Here is a 20,134-nt window from a genome sequence, read left to right as displayed (position 1 = left end):
CATATTCAAAATCCGTCCCGATATAATTGGGACGGATTTTTTTTGGCATAATTTATGTTAAGTTATTTGTAAATAAAACCTTAAACTAAGAACCCCGTGTCTTTTTTTAATTTAATTTTGATTCGCGCAAAATAATATCCAACCACTAACTAACCATAGATTTACAAATGAAATTCAACTTTACTATTTTTGGCTTACTTCTCTTTATACAATCCTTTTCGCAAACGACCAATAATCAAGAAAACATTAAAAATCTCGTTGAAACCTATTTTCATTATGACAGGGAAAACATTTACGTTCAATTCAACAAAACGGTTTATGTCAATAACGAAGACCTTGCTTTCAAAGGTTATGTCATCAACAAAAACAAATATTTGCCGGATGTAAATACCACCAATGTACAATTGGCTATTTACAATGACCAAAAAAAACTCGTTCAAAAACAATTACTGTACACTGCTTTAGGTGTATTTGAAGGAGGAATCCACTTAAACGAAAAATTCTCTTCAGGAAAATATTATTTTCATTTTTACACCAATTGGATGAATAATTTTACCGAAGACGAATCATTCATTCAAACTGTTGAAATCATAAACAGGAACGAACCCTATTACGCACAATCCAAAGAACCCAATTGGAAATCAGCCAAAATTGAATTTTTTCCTGAAAGCGGAAAAATTATAAATTCCATAACCAACAAGATTGGAGTTAAGTTGACCGACTGTAATCGTAAAGGAATAAAAATTATAGAAGGAAAAGTTTTTGATTCCAAATCCAAACTAATAACCCAATTTAAAACCAATGAAATGGGAAATGGCAGTTTTTATTTGACTCCTGACAATAATGAAAAATATACGGTCCAAATAAAAACAGAAAAATTAAACCTTATTGAAAATTTGCCTTCAACCCAAAATAAAGGCTTGGCAATAAGTTACAACAACAATTTATCGAACAATATTCTGGCAGTGGTAGTAAAAACAAATAATGCCGGCCTTACTTTATACCAAAATAAAAAGCTGGTTTTACTCCTTCATCAAAATGGAAATTCCATCTTAAAAGAATTCACGTTTGACGCAAATGAAACTGAAAAAACACTGCGTTTTGACAAGACGAATTTAGCCAATGGCGTCAATACTATCCGAGTTATCGACGAAGGCCTGAATGAAGTTGCCGAACGATTAATTTATATTGAAACCGATTCAAAACCAGAAGTTACGTTAGAAGCCAAAACAATAGCCAACGACAGTTTGATGCTTTCCGTGAAAAACAACTCCAAAAAATCCAATTTAAGCATCAGCATTTTACCCGAAAACAACACTTGCATTACAAACAAGCAATCCATCATAGGTACAATGCGCTTGAATGCTTATCTGGATCAACCTGAAAACGAAACCTATCCTTATTTTGACAACAACAACAAAACCAGAAAGCAGGACATCGAATTAGCAATCCTCAATCAAAACAAAAACAAATATTTGTGGAGCAACATAAAATCGAACCCTCCCAAAATCACGTATCCTTCTACTCAAGGAATTACAATAAAAGGAAATATTGAAAAAAAATTAAATTCCAATTCAAAATATAAAATTTCATTAATATCAATGAAAAACAAAGTCTTTGAAGAATCCATGATAGACAAAAACAATCTATTCACTTTTGAAAACATTTATGTACACGACTCCACGATAGTTTTATTGCAAATGACCAATGAAAAAAATATCGCAAAAAATGACAAAATAAACGCCAAAGTTGTTGTCCGGGATTCCACTTTCGTTTTTCAACCAAAAATCAATTTGCTCGATTGTCCCGCAATCGACAACACTAATGAACCTTTTAGTTTTGCCAAATTGGGTTTAGACAAAAGCATAATTAACCTTAACGATGTTGTCATAAAAGGGGATTCCAAAAAAACAAAACTGATTCACAAAGAGAAAAACAACATGGCCAAAGCCTTCAAAATAACCGATAAAGATTTTGGCAACTTCCTCGATTACCTCAGCATGTATGGAGGTTATCGAACTGGTTTTAGCGGCACGAACAATTCGGTTTATATCAAAAATAAACTTAGCGATATTGTCCGGGATACTGATGCTTCGCCCACAGTTTATATAGATGACCAAGAAGTTTTCGACTTGAATTTCCTTTTCAATTTAAGCATTGAAGAAGTTGATGAAATCTATATTGACAAAATGGGGTACTCCAATACAAATCCCACAGGATCGGGAACCATAAAAATCTACCTCAAAAACGGAATGAAAAACGACATCTTTCAATCAAAAAACGCTTCATTTATGGTCACCCATGGATTCACAAAAGAAATTGATTTCAGCAATGCACCCTTTGAAACGGCAAAAGAATTCAACTATTTCGGAACCTTGTCTTGGACTCCAAAAGCAGAAATAACAACAAACAACAGTTTCGAAATAAAGTCGCTGAAAGCGAATCAAAAAGAAATTCAAGTCTTGTTGGAAGGTTTTTCAGAAGATGGAGAGTTAATCTCCGAGATAAGAAAAATACCTGTTTCCAATCTATAAAACAATTATTTAAATTTTAATTCATTTGATTATATCTAGTTTGAGTAGCTTTTGCGGCTATATTTAGCAGACAAATTAACCAACGACATAATTCCCTAAATCCCCCTGTATGAGATTAATAGTCAAAATTAGCTGTTTGCTGTTTTTTTTACAATCGTTCTCGCAAACCACAAGTAATCAAGAAAAAATAAAGAATTACATAGACACCTATTTTAATTACGACAGAGAAAGCATTCACGTCCAATTCAACAAAAATATTTATGTAAACAGTGAAGACCTTGCTTTCAAAGGATATGTATGGAGTAAAAACAATAATACTCCGCATTCCAATACCGCCAATGTGCAATTGGTTGTCTATAATGAACAACAAGAAATCATTCAAAAACAATTGATTTTCACGACCAAAGGCACTTTTGCAGGAGGCCTGCATTTAAACAACAAATTCAAAACCGGCAAATACTATTTCCATTTTTACACCAATTGGATGAACAATTTTACCGAAGATGGTTCTTTTATGCAGACAATCGAAATCATTGATAAAAACGAACCATATAATTTTAAAACCAAAGAGCCTGACTGGGATACGGCAAAAATAACCCTATCCCCCGAAGGCGGTTCCATCCTAAACGACATCAATAATGCTGTTGGCATTTCCATCAAAGATTGCAACCAAAAAGGGATAGAAACAGACGGAATTGTTCTGGATTCCAAATCAAATGAAGTTTCTCAATTTCACACCAACAAAATGGGCAATGGTGTTTTTTATTTAATCCCTAATTTAAATGAAAAATACACCCTAAAAATAAAGTCAGACAAATTAACCATTGCCCAACCATTGCCCAAAGTTCAAGAAACGGGAATCATAGTGACTTACAACAACAATCTACCTAAAAACAAACTAATAATCGCGGTTAAAACAAATGAAAAAGGGGTTGAATTATATCAAAATAAAAAGTTCATCTTGCTCATTCAACAAAACAAAAACGCCATTCAACAAGAAATTGTCTTCGACACCAAAGAAACCGAAAAAACACTGCTTTTCGACAAAAAGTATTTATCCAATGGTGTCAACAGCATTCGGCTGATTGATGAAAACTTAAATGAAATCACCGAAAGATTGGTTTACATCTCTCCTGTCAATAGTCCAATCACGACACTCCAAGCTAAAGTTGTTGCCAATGACAGCATACAATTATCAGGAAAAACAGAACTGAATCAAGCCAGTTTAAGCATTAGCGTACTTCCAGAAAACAACGTCTGCATCAATCAAAATAGGTCTATTCAAGGTACTTTTTACCTCAATAATTATTTAGATATTCCCGAAACAGACAACTATGCCTATTACGACCTTGAAAACAAGGAGAGGAAACAAGACATGGAACTATTAATGCTGAACCAAAACAAAAGTAAATTCCTTTGGGACAACATAAAATCCAATCCGCCAAAAATCAATCACAGCTTTGACAAAGGAGTAACAATAAGTGGAAAAGTGGAAAAAAAATTAAATCCAAATTCCAAAAACAGAATCTCGCTTGTTTCATTAAAAGACAATGTATTTGACGAAGCGGTCATTGATAAAAACAATGATTTTAAATTCGAAAACTTTTTTGCCCAGGACTCGACTGTTTTTGTTTTACAAATGATAAACGAAAAAAGCCTATCCGTGGCAACCAAAATAGAAGCCAGAGTTTCCCCAAGCCAAACCTTCTTTTCATTACCGCTACAATTTGACAAAACCATTTGCCCAACTAAAAAAAACTTGGATAAAAGTTTCACGTTTAGTGTTTCCAAAGCTAAAGACAGCATCATCAATTTAAAAGAAATAACCATTAAAAGCACCAAAAAAGACGTTTTAAAGCATCAAAAAGAAATGAATTTCATGGCCACATCCTTTAAGGTTAAAGAGGGCGACTATGGAAGATTTTTGGACTTTTTGAACAGAAATGGATATCGCACGGGTTTAGACGAAGATGGCAATGTTTTCATAAGTGTCAACCGAGGCTTTACCGGCGGCAATTCAGGATCCCCCACTGTATATATCGACAATGACATCGTATTGGACAACAACCTTTTGTTCAACCTCTATATGAATGAAATTGACGAAATCTATATGGACAAATCTGGCAACTCCGATGTTGTATCGGTTGGCAACGGAACCATTAAAATTTTCCTGAGGGAAAATCTCAAAAAAGACTATTATGACATTAAATACACTTCATTGATTGTAAATAAAGGTTTTGCAAAAAACATAAAATTCAAAAATTCGCAATTTGAAACCCAAAATGAGTTTTATTATTTCGGCACTTTAAACTGGTCACCAAACATCACGATAAAAGACAATCAAAATTATGAAATCAAGCTCCCAAAAGGAAACCAAAAAGAAATCCAGGTTTTGCTGGAAGGGTTTTCAGATGATGGACAGTTAGTCTCCGAAACAAGAAGAATTCCGGTGTCAAATCCCTAATTTGAAACAAGTTTTCCCATAAAAAAAATCCGAAGTTTATAGCTTCGGATTTTTTAGTTTATTTGAATTCATTGGTTTACAAATGAACTCTTTTTTTTAAAAGTTTGAACAAAACAGGAATCGTTGTGATAAGCACAATAATTATAACTATGTATTCTATGTGCTTTTTTAAATCGATGCCAAATTTATCCAAGAATAAACTCGACAAATAATGTCCGGCTAAAATCATGCTAAATGACCAAAGAATGGAACTTACGACATTAAAAAACATAAACTTCTTTTTATCCATTGCAGCAATTCCGGCAACTATGGGAGCAAAAGTTCTGAAAATAGGCAAGAATCTTGCAAAGATAATGGCTTTCCCACCATACTTGTCGAAAAAATCTCTCGATTGCAAAAGGTATTTCTCCTTAAACCAAAAAGTATCTTCTTTGTTATAAAGATAAGTGCCTCCCTTAACCCCGAACCAATAGCCTACCATGTTACCCAAAACACCCGCTACAGAAACCAACGAAGACAACAAAACCACATCTGCAAAATCACTTCCCATTGATACTTGTCGCATCAACAACTCACTATAAATACCCGCTAAAAACAACAAACTGTCTCCTGGTAGAAAAAATCCCGCGAACAAACCTGTTTCGGCAAAAATTATAAAAAGAATCACTAACAATCCTATTTTTACCCCACCCACATCCATTAGAATATAAAATTCTGGGTTCACTAATTGTGTCCAATCGAAATTATTCATAAAAGTATTTTAAAAATTTGTTGGTAAAAGTACTTATAGTTTAGCAAAACAGCATCATTAGGACGGTGCATTTCCGCTTTTTTAATAAAAATTTAATAGAATGCAGACTTTTCGGAATTCATTGAAACCAATTCCAAAAAGCACTGCATACTTTTCAAAGGAATTTATTTTATTGGCTCTTCCCTTACATATTGACAACAATGATGAAGATTGTCATAACTCTCTTTTGTCGCTCTTACCTCGCCTGCATCATGACCCACTTTGGCCACAGTCTTTTTCACTTCGCCAACAGACGTTTTTTCTTCATTGATGGTTACCTCCAATTTATGGGTTTCAATGTTCCAATTGGCCATTTTTACTCCATCAACCGAGAAGGCCGCTTTTTGGATTCTTCGTTGGCATTGTTCGCAATTACCATTAACGGCAATAGTGTATTTCGCATTTTTGTTCTTTTTGTCTTGTGCTTGCGTGGAAAGTGTCACTACTAATAACAGCATTCCTAAAAATAGATTTTTCATTTTATTTGTTTTTTTTAATTGTTCTTGTTTTTTTTTGCAATTGACATTGCTATTAACTTATTTAATTTTAAATCGAAGACCGGCATAATACATTTGTCCAAAAACCGGCGCATATACAATAGAAGCGTCGAATGTAGGGCCAAAAGGATTTTCGCTGCCCAAAATTGCTTTTTCTTGTTTATAGTTTCCAATGTTTTCTCCACCCAAATACACTTCAAAAGTAGAAGAAAAAATTCGCGTAATTTGTGCATTCATCAAAGAATAGGAAGGTGAATATTCTGGAAGCCTGTCTTCTACTGGATTGGATGCCGTTTCGGGCAATTTTTGTTCTCCCATCCAATTGTAGGTAAAATCAAATTTCCACTGTTGCCCCTTCTCTCCTATTTGAGTTTCATAAGCTAAATTTCCAAAAAACCGATGTTTGGCTTGTAATGGTCTTTCACTTCTTCCACCCAGATAATCCGTTTGGATGTCGTAAAATTTATAGGCCGTACGTAAATCAAGATGTTTTGCCAATTCAACATTAAAGTCCAATTGCAAACTATTGGCAAACGATTTCCCGTTCAAATTATAAAACAACACTTGATGCGTTCCCGGAATTACTGGAGCCGTATACAAATCTACAACCACCTGATTTTTGAAATCGGTTCTGTAGAAATCAACACCCACATCCGCTTTTTTGCCAAAAATAGAAAACCCTTGATTGAAACTCAGTCCATAATTCCAAGCAATTTCAGGATCCAAACCATAAATTTTTCCGTTGGTGTCCAAAATATCAAACGCTCTTGAACTCGCAAAAAGTGGCTGGTTTTCGGCAAAAATGTTGGCACTTCTTTTTCCTCTTCCTGCCGAAGCGCGCAAAACGCCTTTGCCCCAGGGATTGTATCGAATGTGCAATCTTGGCGTAATAAAAGTCCCCAAGCGATTATGATTGTCAATTCGTCCACCGGCAATAAAACTGAAATTAGAGGTATTGTCATAAGTATATTCAAAAAAAGCACCTATGGAATTGTCAATTCTACTGTAATCATTCACGTTGACAAATTCTTGGTATTTGTCGTAAGTGAAGTTCAAACCCGTTGCAAATTTATTCATCGTATTATTGATGATCGAGTTGAAAATCAAGTTCGAATAATAACTGTTTTGCTTGATGTTGTAACGGTTCAACCCAAAATAAGAATCTTGGTCGTGGCTGTCAAAAGCATTTTGAAAACCAAAACTTTGGTAGGGCATATCGGGGAAAACATAACCTAGTTTAGCCGAAACATTGAAACGTTCCGTGTTGATTTCCGATCCCCAAGAATTAGTTGTTCCTTTGTCTTTCTCTGGATCAAAATCCATTTCTCCAGTCTGTTTTTCGTCATTCATGTAACGAAAATTGATAAAACTTACCCACCCTTTTTGGGCATCCGTATATTGCCAACGATTCAAGACGTTGATTTGTTTTGCCAATGGATTATCCAGAAAACCATCGTCATTCATGTCGTTTTTGGCAACCCTTGTATTGCCGTGAACGAACAAACTACTCGCCCATTTATCCGAAATTTTGGCATTGAAATGCGTGTTTAACTCAAAACGACTGTCGGTCGAACCATAAGCATTCAAGAAAAAAGGAATATCGTTGACCGGTTTGAGCAACTCCGTGTTGATTTGTCCCGAAATACTTTCATAACCATTGACCACACTTCCAGCTCCTTTTGTAATTTGGATGCTTTCGACCCAAGTTCCCGGTGTAAACGACAATCCATAAGCTTGGGAAGCACCGCGAACAGAAGGGATATTTTCTTCGGTAATCATCAAATACGGACTGGTCAAACCCAACATTTTGATTTGTTTGGTTCCCGTCAAGGCATCAGAAAAATTGACGTCGATGGAAGGATTGGTTTCGAAACTTTCGGCGAGATTGCAACAAGCCGCTTTGAGCAGTTCCTTGCTGGTCAAAAGGGTCGTGTTTGCCGTAATCTTGGAGGATTTTTGCAAACCTTTGTTTTTAGATTGAACTTTTACTTCCTGCAATGTGTCCTGCGAATAAGAACTAAACGCACACAACAAGATCAATAAAAGTATTGAAATTTGTTTTTTCATTGTATTGATTTTAATGTTTCTAAAGAGTATCAAACCCAAAAAAAGTTTGATCTAACAAGAACATTAGAATCAGGCGTAGAAAATGTATTGGTGGTATAATTTGAAAAGTGGTGGCGCATTGGCATCGCAATAATAAGAAGCAATGCTGCTGTTTTCAAAATTTGAAATTTCAGAAAAAACCACTGGATTCCATTCTTCAAACAGGAAGTTGAAATCAGGTTGAAAGGAGATTGAATTTAAGGAAACCTTTCCTGATTTTTTTTGGAAATGAACTACTTTATCTTTGCAACAACTGTCTTTTTTTTCAACTTTTGAAGCGCAACAACTTTTTTCAACCTTCTTTGGAGTTTCAGGGTTTTTCCAATAAACAGGTTTTATCGAGGCAATTTCTCCTCCACAATAATGCACATCAACAGCAAATCCCACATTGGAAACCAACAGGAAAAACGCCAGAAAAAGACTGATGTGCTTTTTAAATTTCATGGTACAAAAATATGCATTTATACTACTAAAAATACTAATTTTTCGTTAAAAACAAAAACATTAAAATTACTACAATTCAACTTCTTGCCCCATTAAAGGAACTGCGCAATCAAATCCATATTTTTCGGTGATTTTTAGACGAAGTTCGTCGGCGGGCTCGTTTTCGCCGTGTACCAAAAATACCTTTGTTGGCTTATTTTCCAATGCAGAAAGCCAATTAAGCAAATCTTTTTGGTCGCCGTGAGCCGACAAGGCTTGAATTTCAAAAATATTGGCCAATACGGGATAATATTTACCTCGTATTTTGATTTCTTTTTCTCCTTCCAATAATTTTCTGCCACGAGTTCCTTCGGCTTGATAGCCAATGATGATTACGGTGGTTTCCGGCAAACCAATATAGCGTTCCAAATAACTCAAAACCCGGCCTCCAGTAATCATTCCGCTGGCGGCAATAACCACTTTCGGACTTTTGTTGTAAATGGCATCAATGGTTTCCTGATAATCTGAAATCATCGAAAACATTTTGCACATTCCTATGTAATGTTGCTCCGGTAATTTGTGCCATTTTTGGTTGTTGGCAAAAATTTCCAAAGCGCTAATTCCCATCGGTGTATCAATAATATAAGGAATATTTGGGATTTTCCCTTCTTCTTTGAGTTGCCAAAGCAAATACATGATAGTTTGGGCACGCTCGACGGCAAAACTCGGAATGATGATGGTACCACCTTTTTGAACCGTGTTGTTGATGTAGATTTCGAGTTCATCTTTGGCATCCGTTTCAGGGTGAAGGCGATTGCCGTAAGTACTTTCCAGAAACAGGTAATCTGCTTTTTTCGGTTTTGTTGGCGGATACATCAACACATCGTTGTCGCGGCCAATATCACCGGAGAAAACCAAGGTTTTATTTTCCAAATTCAATTCGATGCTGCATGCGCCAATAATGTGTCCCGCATTGGTATAAACAGCCGAAATCTCGGCATCCAAAGGAATTGGCTCATTAGTTTTAATAACCCTGAAAAGCGGAAAAACTGCTTCGGCTTGTTTAACGTCATAAAGCGGCTGGGCAATTTCGTGTTTGGAATAATGTCCTTCATTGGCTTTATTGGATTCTTCTTCCTGGATTTTGGCACTGTCCAAAAGAATGAGTTTCGTGATTTCTTTTGTTGGGCTGGTACAATAAATCTTGCCTTTGAAACCCTGATGGACTAATATGGGCAGCCAACCGCAATGATCCAAATGACCGTGGGTCAACAATACAAAATCTATGGTCGAAGGCAAAATTGGCAAAGGCTGCCAGTTGAGTTCCCGCAAAGTTTTGATGCCTTGAAATTGTCCGCAATCAATCAAGATTCTAATGCCATTGCTTTCAACCAATGTTTTGGAACCCGTTACGGTTCCTGCTCCGCCAATGAATTTGATTTTCATATGTTTATATTTATTGTTTTTTTTTCGGTCATATGTAATTCGCATATAATCATTGGTGTTTTCGACCAATTATCGGTTATGCTCATTTCATTATTTCTATATTTTAAATGTATTCACACAATTGGTAGGATTCTTTGATAACGTTTTTTATTCGATTGGAACTCAATCCAATTTTTTCCAAACATTCCGAATTCTTTAGTATCTCTTTTACCAAAATCACGTCCAGCATCAATAATTTATCTTTTTCGGCAAGAGACAGAGTGGTTAAACAAGTCACCGGATAAAGATGGTTCCTGTCATTTTTTGTTTTTAAATTATTGTTTTCGGGAAAATCCCAACACAACAAATTCAGTTTGGAACATTTGCCAAACGCAATGGCATCTGAAGTAAACCTGTTATTGCTGACAATCCAACATTTAGAAATAACATCATTCCGAGTAAAAGCAGTATGCCTATTGTCTTTCAAATCATTGAATCGGGACAAAATATACATGGGAATCTTGACATCGGAATGGGCCTCTTTTCCCATGTGAAATTTACATTCCACCATGGCAATCTCGTCGCCTTTTTTAATCAACACATCAATCTCATGCGACACACAGTTTCCCTGCAAAACAACATTGGTCAAGGTTTGATACTTTTCGGCCGTGAAAATACGGGCAATATATTTTTCGAAGAAAAAACCGGCTGGTCCCAATAGTCGAACCGCTTCCTTCAAGTTGTATCGAGCGGCGTGGGAATTAGAGACCTTTTTGAGTAAATTAAAGGCCATCTTGTAGATTTGCTTGGAAGGAATTCCTTCGTAAATCTCCTTTTCAATAGCATTCAAAATGACAGAAACCGTCATTTGGCTTGCGCCAGATTTCAAGAGTGATTGTTTGAGTTTTGATGGATTATAATCAACAATATTCCCGGAATGTTTTACTATTTTCATTAGTTCGTGATTTAACAGTTATTAAATCAAAACGGCTAATAAAGGTACAAAAAAAGATTAGTTGTTTTGCTTTTGATAATAAAAAGCTGGAAGAAAAAGCAATAAAAAAATAGGTTGAATGATAAACCTTCGAATATAAAACAAGGCCATTTTATTGGCTTCGCCAAAATAAGAAAACACAAAAAAGAAGACAATGACAAGAACCACAAAAAAAAATGAATACAATATTGAAGCAAATTTGACGGCTTCGATATCTTTAAACAAAACATAAATTATGGCCAATGACAAAACCGTATTCAAAAAATAACGAAACAACAACCCGAAAAACAAGGAAACATTTTCAATTTCCGGCAATGGCAAATTGTGATAATCTGTCTTGAAATAATTCAAAAAAGGATCATAAAACAAAAAATCTTCATATGCTCTTATCAAAGCCAAGAAAAGAACAAGAATCGTTGCCAACAAAATCCTTACTTTATGATTTAAAATTTTTCGTAGCATATTTTGAAAATTTATTGACCCAAATAATCCATAACAAAAAAACCGCCCCATAAATAAACAACGGAAAAAACACTCCATGCAAAATATGTTCCCTTGTTGGAAAATAATACAACAAGATACTTAAAAGTGCAATTCGAAACACGTTCAAAACGTGAATGAGCAAGCTGCCACCGATGATAAACAGAATTGTTTCCCTTTTTTTTCCAGAAAAGGCAATTACAAAAGATATAAATAAAATAATCACGCTCAAACCATTGCAGCCTTCGATAATTCGAGCCATATGTCTTTGATTGTAGAACAAATTTATTGCCGGTTCCTTCGCGTTTGGCGTAACCTTGGCTTCAAAATTAAAAAAAAGCATTCCGTTTTTGGTTTGTTCCGCCACCAATTGCGTAACCCCGTCAACCTCAAATTTCTTGGCATCGAATTGGTTGAGATAGCTTTCATAAACAAAAGTCAAAAGCAGGTAAGTCAGCAAAAACTTTCCCAAGAACAGCAAAAAGGGTTTATAGCGAACTAAATATTTTTTCAAAATGAATTTTTAACAAATTTATATAAAATTAGATCCTCCCATTTAAATACTTTTACATAAAAAACCCAGGACATGACTTTCGAAAATCTTAAACCAAAAGTAACTGAAATTACTTCAAATTCCACCATTTCCAGAGAAGAAAAGCTGTTAAAAATTTGCGAACTTCTCAGTAGCTCCATAGATTACTACAATTGGGTTGGTTTTTATTTTGCCCATCCCGAAACCCAAACCCTGCATCTTGGCCCTTATGTAGGAGCAGAAACAGACCATACCGTAATTCCTTTCGGAAAAGGAATATGTGGACAAGTGGCGGTTTCCAATACCAATTTTGTGGTTCCCGATGTTGCGGCACAAGACAATTATATCGCGTGCAGCTTTACCGTCAAATCAGAAATTGTCGTTCCTCTTTTTGTGAATGGCGAAAATATTGGACAAATAGACATCGACAGCCACGTCCTCGATCCGTTTACCGAAGCCGATGAGCGCTTTTTAGAATTTGTGAATGAAGAAATTGCTAAGTTGTATTAAAATTTTTACATTCGCTTTCTAATTAACCTACATTTCATGAAACCAATTCTACTTACTATTTTATTTCTTTTTGTTCCCAAACTTTGTATTTCACAAGTTTCTAAAAACAACGAATTAATTCTTTCCCAAACCGATAAATTTGTTTATCTGGACTCAACTAACCAGGAAACCAAATCAAAGAATTATCTTTATATCAGAGTAATCAGAGACTCAAAATTAAACAAGAAACGTTATGCCGTTCAGGAGTATTATCGTTCAGGGGAAATGCGAATGGAAGGAACTTCAGAAACCAATAGCGGAAACACAAAAGAAGGAATATTTACTTATTATTACAAAAACACCAATAAAAAATCTTTAACCAATTACGTTAAAGGCCGTGAAAACGGAATCGATCTTGAATGGTATGAAAATGGTTCTAAAAAATTAGAAGGAGAATACATTGAGGATGAAAAAAAAATGACTGCAATACATAAAATAAATCAATTTTGGGACGAAAATGGTGTGCCGAAAATTGTTGACGGCAATGGAATTTTCGAAGACAAAGACGAAAATGGATATGAAAAAGGAGAAGTGAAAAATGGTTTTAAAGACGGCATATGGGAAGGTTCGTTTAAAAATTCAAAATGCACTTATAAAGAAACCTATAAAAACGGAAAATTAATTTCGGGTGAAAGCGTAGACAACAATAACATCTCCTATAATTACACGGAAATTGAGACTAAACCAGAATTCAAATCTGGAATTATGGATTTTTACAAATATCTTTCAAAAAACTATAGATTACCAAATATGCCCCAAGGTACAAAAGGAAAAGTCTATATTACATTTGTAGTTGACAAAGACGGAAAAATAGTTGAACCAAGAGTATTGAGAGATTTAGGCTATGGAACAGGTGAGGAAGCAATAAGAGTATTAAACAATTGTGACAAGTGGACTCCTGCCAAACAAAGAGGACAGGAAGTAAGATGTTCCTATTCGCTACCAATTAGTATTCAAAACTAAAACAACTCACAATTCATGATTGCTTTACCACTTCCCAAAATAAAGAAACGTTTATTTTGTTCGTCTCATAATTATTAATTACTTTTGCAGCCGTCTTACAATAGCTGTATGACATACATAATAATCATTTAAATAATATTAAAATGTACTTAACTAAAGAAGTTAAAGAAGAAATCTTCGCTAAACACGGAGGAAAAGCAGAAAACACAGGATCTGCAGAAGGACAAATCGCACTATTCACACACAGAATTAGCCACCTTACAGAGCACTTGAAAAAAAATCGTCACGATTACAACACAGAGCGTTCATTGGTACTATTAGTAGGTAAAAGAAGATCTTTGTTGGATTACTTGAAAAAGAAAGAAATCAACAGATATCGTGAGATTATCAAAGTATTGGGTATTAGAAAATAATCAATATAGAAAAGAGGTGCGAGAGTGCCTCTTTTTTTATTTAAGAATTTAGATTTACAAGTTTAAATTTTTAAAAAATTAGCAAGCAATATTGATTTTTGATATTGCCTTTTCATTAAAAAAAGTTTGGTTTTTCATTGGGTTTTAGGCATTAACTACGCACAACAACTACAACACTACAACACAACTAAAACCCATTGTTTAACTTATAGAATTAAATTTTATGATTCCACAATTATTTGTAGAAAGCATCGATTTAGGTGATGGCAGAAGCATCACAATCGAGACAGGAAGATTAGCCAAACAAGCCGATGGATCTGTAGTAGTAAGAATTGGAAAAACTGTTATTTTAGGAACAGTTGTATCCGCAAGAAAAGCAAGTCCAGGTATCGACTTTTTACCGCTTACGGTAGATTATCGTGAAAAATTTGCCGCAGCAGGACGTTTTCCTGGAGGATTCTTTAAAAGAGAAGCGCGTCCAAGTGACAGCGAAGTGCTAACAATGAGATTGGTTGACCGTGTATTGCGTCCACTTTTCCCATCTGATTATCACGCAGAAGTTCAAGTTATGATTCAGTTGATGTCTCATGATGACGAAGTTATGCCAGACGCATTGGCAGGATTGGCAGCTTCGGCAGCTCTTGCATTGTCCGACATACCGTTCGAAACTTTAATTTCAGAAGCCAGAGTAGGAAGAATTGACGGTAAATTTATCATCAATCCATCTCGTGCACAATTAGAATTATCCGATATCGACATGATGATTGGAGCTTCTACTGATTCTATCGCAATGGTAGAAGGAGAAATGAAAGAAATCTCGGAAGCAGAAATGGTGGAAGCCATTAAATTTGCCCACGAACACATTAAAGTACAAATTGCTGCCCAAGAAAGATTGGCAAATGCTTTTGGAAAAAAAGAAGTTCGTACTTACGAAACTGAAAAAACAGACGATGCTATTTACGCCAAAGTAAAAGCAGCGGCTTATGATAAAATCTACGCAATCGCAAGCAAAGGTTCAGCTAAACACGAACGTTCAGCAGCATTTGACGCGGTTAAAGAAGAAGTAAAAGCCTTGTTTACCGAAGAAGAATTGGCTGAAAATGGAGATTTAGTTTCTAAATATTTCTACAAAACCAATAAAGAAGCTGTTCGTAATGTAACCTTGGATTTAGGAACCCGTTTGGACGGAAGAAAAACTACTGAAATCAGACCAATCTGGTGTGAAATCGATTATTTACCATCTGTTCACGGTTCAGCATTATTTACTCGTGGAGAAACTCAAGCATTGGCAACAGCCACTCTAGGAACTTCTAGAGAAGCAAACCAAATTGATTCTCCTTCTGAACAAGGAGAAGAAAAATTCTACTTACACTATAATTTCCCACCATTTTCTACAGGAGAAGCTCGTCCATTGAGAGGAACTTCAAGAAGAGAAGTTGGTCACGGAAACTTGGCACAAAGAGCATTGAAAAACATGATTCCTGCTGATTGTCCTTATACTATACGTGTGGTTTCTGAAGTATTAGAATCTAACGGTTCATCTTCTATGGCTACCGTTTGTGCCGGAACATTATCATTGATGGATGCTGGTATTCAAATGATTCGTCCAGTTTCTGGAATTGCAATGGGATTGATTACTGATGGTGATCGTTTTGCTGTATTGTCAGATATTTTGGGCGACGAAGATCACTTGGGAGATATGGACTTTAAAGTAACTGGAACTACCCAAGGTATTACAGCTTGCCAAATGGACATCAAAATTGACGGATTGAAATACGAGATTATGGAACAAGCTTTGGCTCAGGCTAGAGACGGTCGTTTGCATATTTTGAACATTCTTACTTCAACATTGGCAGAACCTAAAGCAGATGTTAAAGCATATGCTCCAAAAATTATCACCAGAACAATCCCTGGTCAATTCATTGGTGCCCTGATCGGACCTGGTGGAAAAGTAATTCAAGAATTACAAAAAGCTACCGGAACCACTATCGTAATCAACGAAGTGAACGAAGAAGGAGTTATCGAAATTCTTGGAACAGATCCTGCCGGAATTGAAGCGGTATTGGCAAAAATCCAATCCATCACTTTCAAACCACAAATGGGCGAAGCTTATGAAGTGAAAGTAATTAAAATGCTTGACTTCGGTGCAGTTGTAGAATATACTGCCGCTCCTGGAAATGAAGTATTGCTTCACGTTTCGGAACTAGCTTGGGAAAGAACAGAAAATGTTGCCGATGTTGTAAATATGGGCGATGTTTTCCAAGTGAAATATCTTGGTCTTGATCCAAAAACACGCAAAGAAAAAGTGTCCAGAAAAGCACTTTTGCAAAGACCTCCACGTGAGGAGAAAAAAGAGTAATCAGATCTTAGTTTACTAAAGGTTTAATTCATAATTAACCCCGTTTCATTCATTTGAAACGGGGTTTTTCGATTTCAAAAAGTCTTTTGAATAATTAAATTTCAAAAACAACAATAACATTACCCATAATTCGAAGAAAAAAAATATCTTTAACCTTATTAATCTTAAAAAAAGAAATTTCATTATGGCTTTAAACGTTATTCAAACCACGCAAATTAATCAGACCCCATTTGTAATATCACAATCCAAAGAGGTCAATTACCCAATAGCCCCTTTAGTTTCGGCAAAATTATTCACTTCGGCTAGTGGCTTGGAAACTTTAAAAATCAGGGCAACACTTTATATTGACTCAGCCGATACTGAACTGCCTTGGGTAGAACAAGACCCAAAAGTCATTGACAATTCGCTGCAATTGTATTTTGATTATAATTATAAAGAAGAAACTCCAGTTAGCTTAAACGTTTGGTACATTGAGTTAGATTTCACTTCTCCAACTGTTGGAGAAATCACCAGCACAACTTCTTTCTTAAAAGACATTGACCCTGAAACTTCTAGAGGAACCGTGACAGTTATAACTCCTTAATATAAATTTCGACAATCATTACTAAGCATTATTTAGAGTAAAATCATATGCTATCAAAACTTAGTTTAGTATTCATTTCAATTCTATTTTCAATTCCTTTTTTACTTTTTTCTCAAATAACATCAAACAATGATATTATTGAACAAACATTGCAAAAAAAGGTTGTTGAATATAAATCCGAAATAAACTTCATTAAATCCCAATCTTTTTATTTAAAACGAGATTGGGATTCCACTCTTATTTACTCAATGAAACAATTGAGTTCAAACACCAACAAAGAAATAGCCGATTATTGTCATTTTTTTAGAGGCACAAGTTTTTGCGAGAAAAAAGTTTACAAGGAAGCCAAAAAAGAATTGGCACAAATTTCGAATCAATTTGTATTTTACCCTCAAGCGAGAATTTTTTCAGCAGGAGCTTCTTTAGAATTAAGAGAATTTGAAAAGGCTAGATTATATTACGAAAACGCTCTTAAGTTCCCTCAAATCTCTAAACAACTCTACAGTTTGTCCAAAATCTATGAAGGCTTGGGTACGACGTATATTTTTTTAAAAAATTATGATAAAGCGGAAGAATACCTAATCAAAAATTTAAAAATTAAAGAAAAAGAAGGAGACAAAGACAATCTATTCAACGCATACAACACCATTGCAAATCTATATTATGAGCAATACAAAGATCAACAAGCCATTCCTTATTTCGAAAAAGCCTATGCACTATCTAAAGAGGTAAAAGACTTTTCCAAAAAAGCAACTGCCACACAAAACATGTCTGTAGTTGAAGAGAACAAAGGCAATTACAAAAAAGCACTGGCTTTTAGAAAAGAATCTATCCGATGGAAAGATTCTCTCAACAATCAAAACAAAGTTTGGGCCGTGGCAGATTTTGAGAAAAAGTTTGCCGTAGCCCAAAAAACAAAACAAATCAAGGTACTTGAAGTAGAGAATCAACTTAAAAACAGTCAAAGAAATTGGTTGTTTTTCTCTGCAATCAGCTTATTATTGTTATTGACGGCCGGAGTCTATTTTTATGCGCAAAAAGTAAAGAATGCCAGAATCATTCTGCTTCAAAAAAACAAACTCGACGAACTCAACGCCACCAAAGACCAACTTTTTTCTATCGTAAGCCACGATTTGCGTTCCTCGGTAAATGCCTTAAAAACCAGCAACAGCAAATTATCGGCAACACTGGAAACCAAGAATTACGACGAGTTGAACCAACTAATTATTCAAAACAGCGGGATTGCCAACGGAGCCTACAGCCTACTGGACAACTTGCTGCATTGGGCATTGTTGCAAACCAAGCAATTGTATTTCCATAAAGAATCGGTGCATTTGTTTTCGATAGTGCAACAAATAGAATACAACTACAAATCCTTGTTAATGGAGAAAACCATTACTTTTGAGAATTCGGTTTCCAAAAATTGCTTTATCTTCGTGGATCTTGATTCGCTTAAAATTGTGCTTCGCAATTTATTGGACAATGCCATCAAATTTTCCAACAAAAACGGCAAAATCAGTTTTTACACAAAAGAAAACAATCCTGATTTTTGTCAACTCGTCTTGGAAGACACAGGCTTGGGAATGGACGAAGAAACCATAAACGAAATATTGAAAGAAGACGAATTATTAGTCAAAAAAAGCAAGTCCGAAACCATTGGAACAGGTCTGGGAATGCAATTGTGCAAACAAATGGTCAAGAAAAATGGATGCACGATACAAATAGAAAGCGAACTCCACAAAGGAACCAAAATAATATTGACGTTTCCAAAAACACAACAAAATGGATAAAATCAATGTACTGATAATAGAAGACACGCCGGAGCAAAGTGACGCGCTCAGCAAAGTACTTTTGGCAAACAAATACAACATTGTAGGCATTGCCAGAAGTTATACCGATGCCCTAAAACTTTTTTACGAGCAAGCTATTGACATTATCGTAATCGACGTGTTTCTTGATGGAAAACCGGATGGAATCACCTTTGCGGAAACCATCAATATTATTCCAAACGCTTCAAAGCCATTCGTTTTTTTGACAAGTTCACAAGACCGTCAAATATTCGAAAGAGCAAAACTCACCAAACCGTTCAGTTTTTTGATGAAACCATTCAACGAATTGGAAATTCTTTACGCACTGGAAATGGCCGTCGAGAAATTCTACGAACAAACCAACGTCTTTCTCAGCGAAGATCAAAACACCGTCATCAGCAATGATTATTTATTTATAAAAAAGAAAAATGCCCTGAAAAAAGTTGCGATAAGCGACATTCTTTACATAGAAGTGGAAGAACGCTACTGCAATATAATAACCGAAAAAGAAAAGTTTGTCATCCTGATTTCATTAACAAAAATCAGTGATTTACTGGATAAAAACAAATTCACGAGAACACATCGCAATACCATAGTCAACACTGACAAAATTGAAGAAATAATTCTTGCCGACAACCTTGTCATTCTGAAAGGGAATCACAAAATAAACCTAAGCGACACTTATAAAGATTTTATAAAAAAAATGAATATTTTGTCTTGACCAAAATCACATTCAAACCAAAATTCACTAAATCTTCTCCATCTCGAGAAGATTTTTTGTTTCTGACCAACTTCTAAATTTCATGTCAATAAAAACTGCCTTCGTGACAATTAAAATCACAAAAAGCAAAAAGCAGATTACTTTTGAGTCATAATAAAACAACTCAATATCATGGTATCAAACAACCCCATAGACATGTTAAAAACTACCTCCCTTATCCAAAAAGCAATAACAAATCCCTATATCGGAGTGTTTGTGTCATTATTGCTCATCATCCCCAGTTTATACATAATATTGGAAGACATAAGCGTAATCAGAAAAGAATATATTTTTCTTGCCATTGGAATTCCAATATACATCAAATCCTTGAACAAGATATTCGACAACATACTAAATTTGGATAAAGACCTCTTCAAATAAAAGAAAAACAACAAATCACCACAAAGCATAAATCAGCTGTAAATCAACCAACAAGATTCACAGCTGATTTTTT

18 protein-coding genes are annotated in these 20,134 nt (G+C 35.2%); 10 read left to right on the top strand and 8 right to left on the bottom strand.

Features of this window, described 5'->3' with window-relative positions:
- The first annotated feature begins 167 nt into the window (after positions 1-167).
- On the top strand, positions 168-2,534 hold the full coding sequence (locus BUC16_RS05550) for a hypothetical protein (protein WP_073368540.1): 2,367 nt from the start codon (positions 168-170) through the stop codon (positions 2,532-2,534).
- 109 nt (positions 2,535-2,643) lie between these two features.
- Positions 2,644-4,998, top strand: a complete 2,355-nt coding sequence (locus BUC16_RS05545) for a hypothetical protein (RefSeq protein ID WP_073368539.1) — start codon at positions 2,644-2,646, stop codon at positions 4,996-4,998.
- A gap of 76 nt (positions 4,999-5,074) precedes the next feature.
- On the opposite strand, the gene BUC16_RS05540 is transcribed toward BUC16_RS05545, so the two are convergent.
- From BUC16_RS05540 to xrtF, 8 genes are all read right to left on the bottom strand, one after another.
- Positions 5,075-5,749, bottom strand: coding sequence for a DedA family protein (locus tag BUC16_RS05540; RefSeq protein WP_073368537.1), 675 nt, complete (start codon positions 5,747-5,749; stop codon positions 5,075-5,077).
- A 164-nt stretch (positions 5,750-5,913) separates the two neighbouring features.
- The gene (locus BUC16_RS05535; protein ID WP_073368536.1) at positions 5,914-6,267 is read right to left on the bottom strand and encodes a heavy-metal-associated domain-containing protein; all 354 of its coding nucleotides are present in this window, start codon (positions 6,265-6,267) and stop codon (positions 5,914-5,916) included.
- Positions 6,268-6,324: 57 nt separating this feature from the next.
- Entirely contained in the window at positions 6,325-8,352 is a 2,028-nt protein-coding gene (locus BUC16_RS05530; RefSeq protein ID WP_073368535.1) for a TonB-dependent receptor plug domain-containing protein, read from the bottom strand.
- 69 nt (positions 8,353-8,421) lie between these two features.
- Positions 8,422-8,835, bottom strand: coding sequence for an HYC_CC_PP family protein (locus BUC16_RS05525; protein ID WP_073368533.1), 414 nt, complete (start codon positions 8,833-8,835; stop codon positions 8,422-8,424).
- A 69-nt stretch (positions 8,836-8,904) separates the two neighbouring features.
- Positions 8,905-10,260, bottom strand: a complete 1,356-nt coding sequence (locus BUC16_RS05520; RefSeq protein ID WP_084546107.1) for an MBL fold metallo-hydrolase — start codon at positions 10,258-10,260, stop codon at positions 8,905-8,907.
- Between the two features lie 103 nt (positions 10,261-10,363).
- Positions 10,364-11,194 (bottom strand): restriction endonuclease, encoded by an 831-nt coding sequence (locus tag BUC16_RS05515; RefSeq protein ID WP_073368532.1) that lies wholly within the window; start codon positions 11,192-11,194, stop codon positions 10,364-10,366.
- Positions 11,195-11,251: 57 nt separating this feature from the next.
- Complete coding sequence (locus BUC16_RS05510; RefSeq protein ID WP_073368530.1) at positions 11,252-11,695, bottom strand: exosortase F system-associated membrane protein; 444 nt, start codon at positions 11,693-11,695, stop codon at positions 11,252-11,254.
- Positions 11,670-12,227: an exosortase family protein XrtF gene (xrtF, locus tag BUC16_RS05505; RefSeq protein ID WP_073368529.1), complete on the bottom strand. Its 558-nt coding sequence runs from the start codon at positions 12,225-12,227 to the stop codon at positions 11,670-11,672. Before xrtF ends, BUC16_RS05510 begins: the two co-directional genes overlap by 26 nt.
- Positions 12,228-12,299: 72 nt before the next feature.
- Between xrtF and BUC16_RS05500 the strand changes: the two genes are divergently transcribed.
- The 8 genes from BUC16_RS05500 to BUC16_RS05465 all read left to right on the top strand — a co-directional run bounded on the left by BUC16_RS05500 (position 12,300) and on the right by BUC16_RS05465 (position 20,061).
- Positions 12,300-12,755 carry an XrtF-associated fRMsr-like GAF protein gene (locus BUC16_RS05500; protein ID WP_073368527.1) on the top strand — a complete coding sequence of 152 codons (456 nt, stop codon included), beginning with the start codon at positions 12,300-12,302 and terminating at the stop codon, positions 12,753-12,755.
- A 36-nt stretch (positions 12,756-12,791) separates the two neighbouring features.
- The gene (locus tag BUC16_RS05495; RefSeq protein ID WP_073368526.1) at positions 12,792-13,757 is read left to right on the top strand and encodes an energy transducer TonB; all 966 of its coding nucleotides are present in this window, start codon (positions 12,792-12,794) and stop codon (positions 13,755-13,757) included.
- 143 nt (positions 13,758-13,900) lie between these two features.
- Positions 13,901-14,170 (top strand): 30S ribosomal protein S15, encoded by a 270-nt coding sequence (gene rpsO / locus BUC16_RS05490; RefSeq protein ID WP_073368524.1) that lies wholly within the window; start codon positions 13,901-13,903, stop codon positions 14,168-14,170.
- 223 nt (positions 14,171-14,393) lie between these two features.
- Positions 14,394-16,529 (top strand): polyribonucleotide nucleotidyltransferase, encoded by a 2,136-nt coding sequence (locus BUC16_RS05485; RefSeq protein WP_073368522.1) that lies wholly within the window; start codon positions 14,394-14,396, stop codon positions 16,527-16,529.
- Between the two features lie 184 nt (positions 16,530-16,713).
- Positions 16,714-17,112: a hypothetical protein gene (locus tag BUC16_RS05480; protein WP_073368520.1), complete on the top strand. Its 399-nt coding sequence runs from the start codon at positions 16,714-16,716 to the stop codon at positions 17,110-17,112.
- A 248-nt stretch (positions 17,113-17,360) separates the two neighbouring features.
- Positions 17,361-18,902 (top strand): tetratricopeptide repeat-containing sensor histidine kinase, encoded by a 1,542-nt coding sequence (locus BUC16_RS05475; RefSeq protein ID WP_084546106.1) that lies wholly within the window; start codon positions 17,361-17,363, stop codon positions 18,900-18,902.
- Positions 18,895-19,641, top strand: a complete 747-nt coding sequence (locus BUC16_RS05470) for a LytR/AlgR family response regulator transcription factor (protein WP_073368517.1) — start codon at positions 18,895-18,897, stop codon at positions 19,639-19,641. The genes BUC16_RS05475 and BUC16_RS05470 overlap by 8 nt, the downstream gene beginning before the upstream one ends.
- Positions 19,642-19,812: 171 nt before the next feature.
- Positions 19,813-20,061 carry a hypothetical protein gene (locus tag BUC16_RS05465; protein ID WP_073368516.1) on the top strand — a complete coding sequence of 83 codons (249 nt, stop codon included), beginning with the start codon at positions 19,813-19,815 and terminating at the stop codon, positions 20,059-20,061.
- Positions 20,062-20,134: the final 73 nt, after the last annotated feature.

The organism is Flavobacterium fluvii, from assembly GCF_900129545.1.
Lineage (GTDB): Bacteria > Bacteroidota > Bacteroidia > Flavobacteriales > Flavobacteriaceae > Flavobacterium > Flavobacterium fluvii.
The sequence above is the reverse complement of the archived record's forward strand: the minus strand, read 5'-3'. Positions and strand labels throughout refer to the sequence as shown.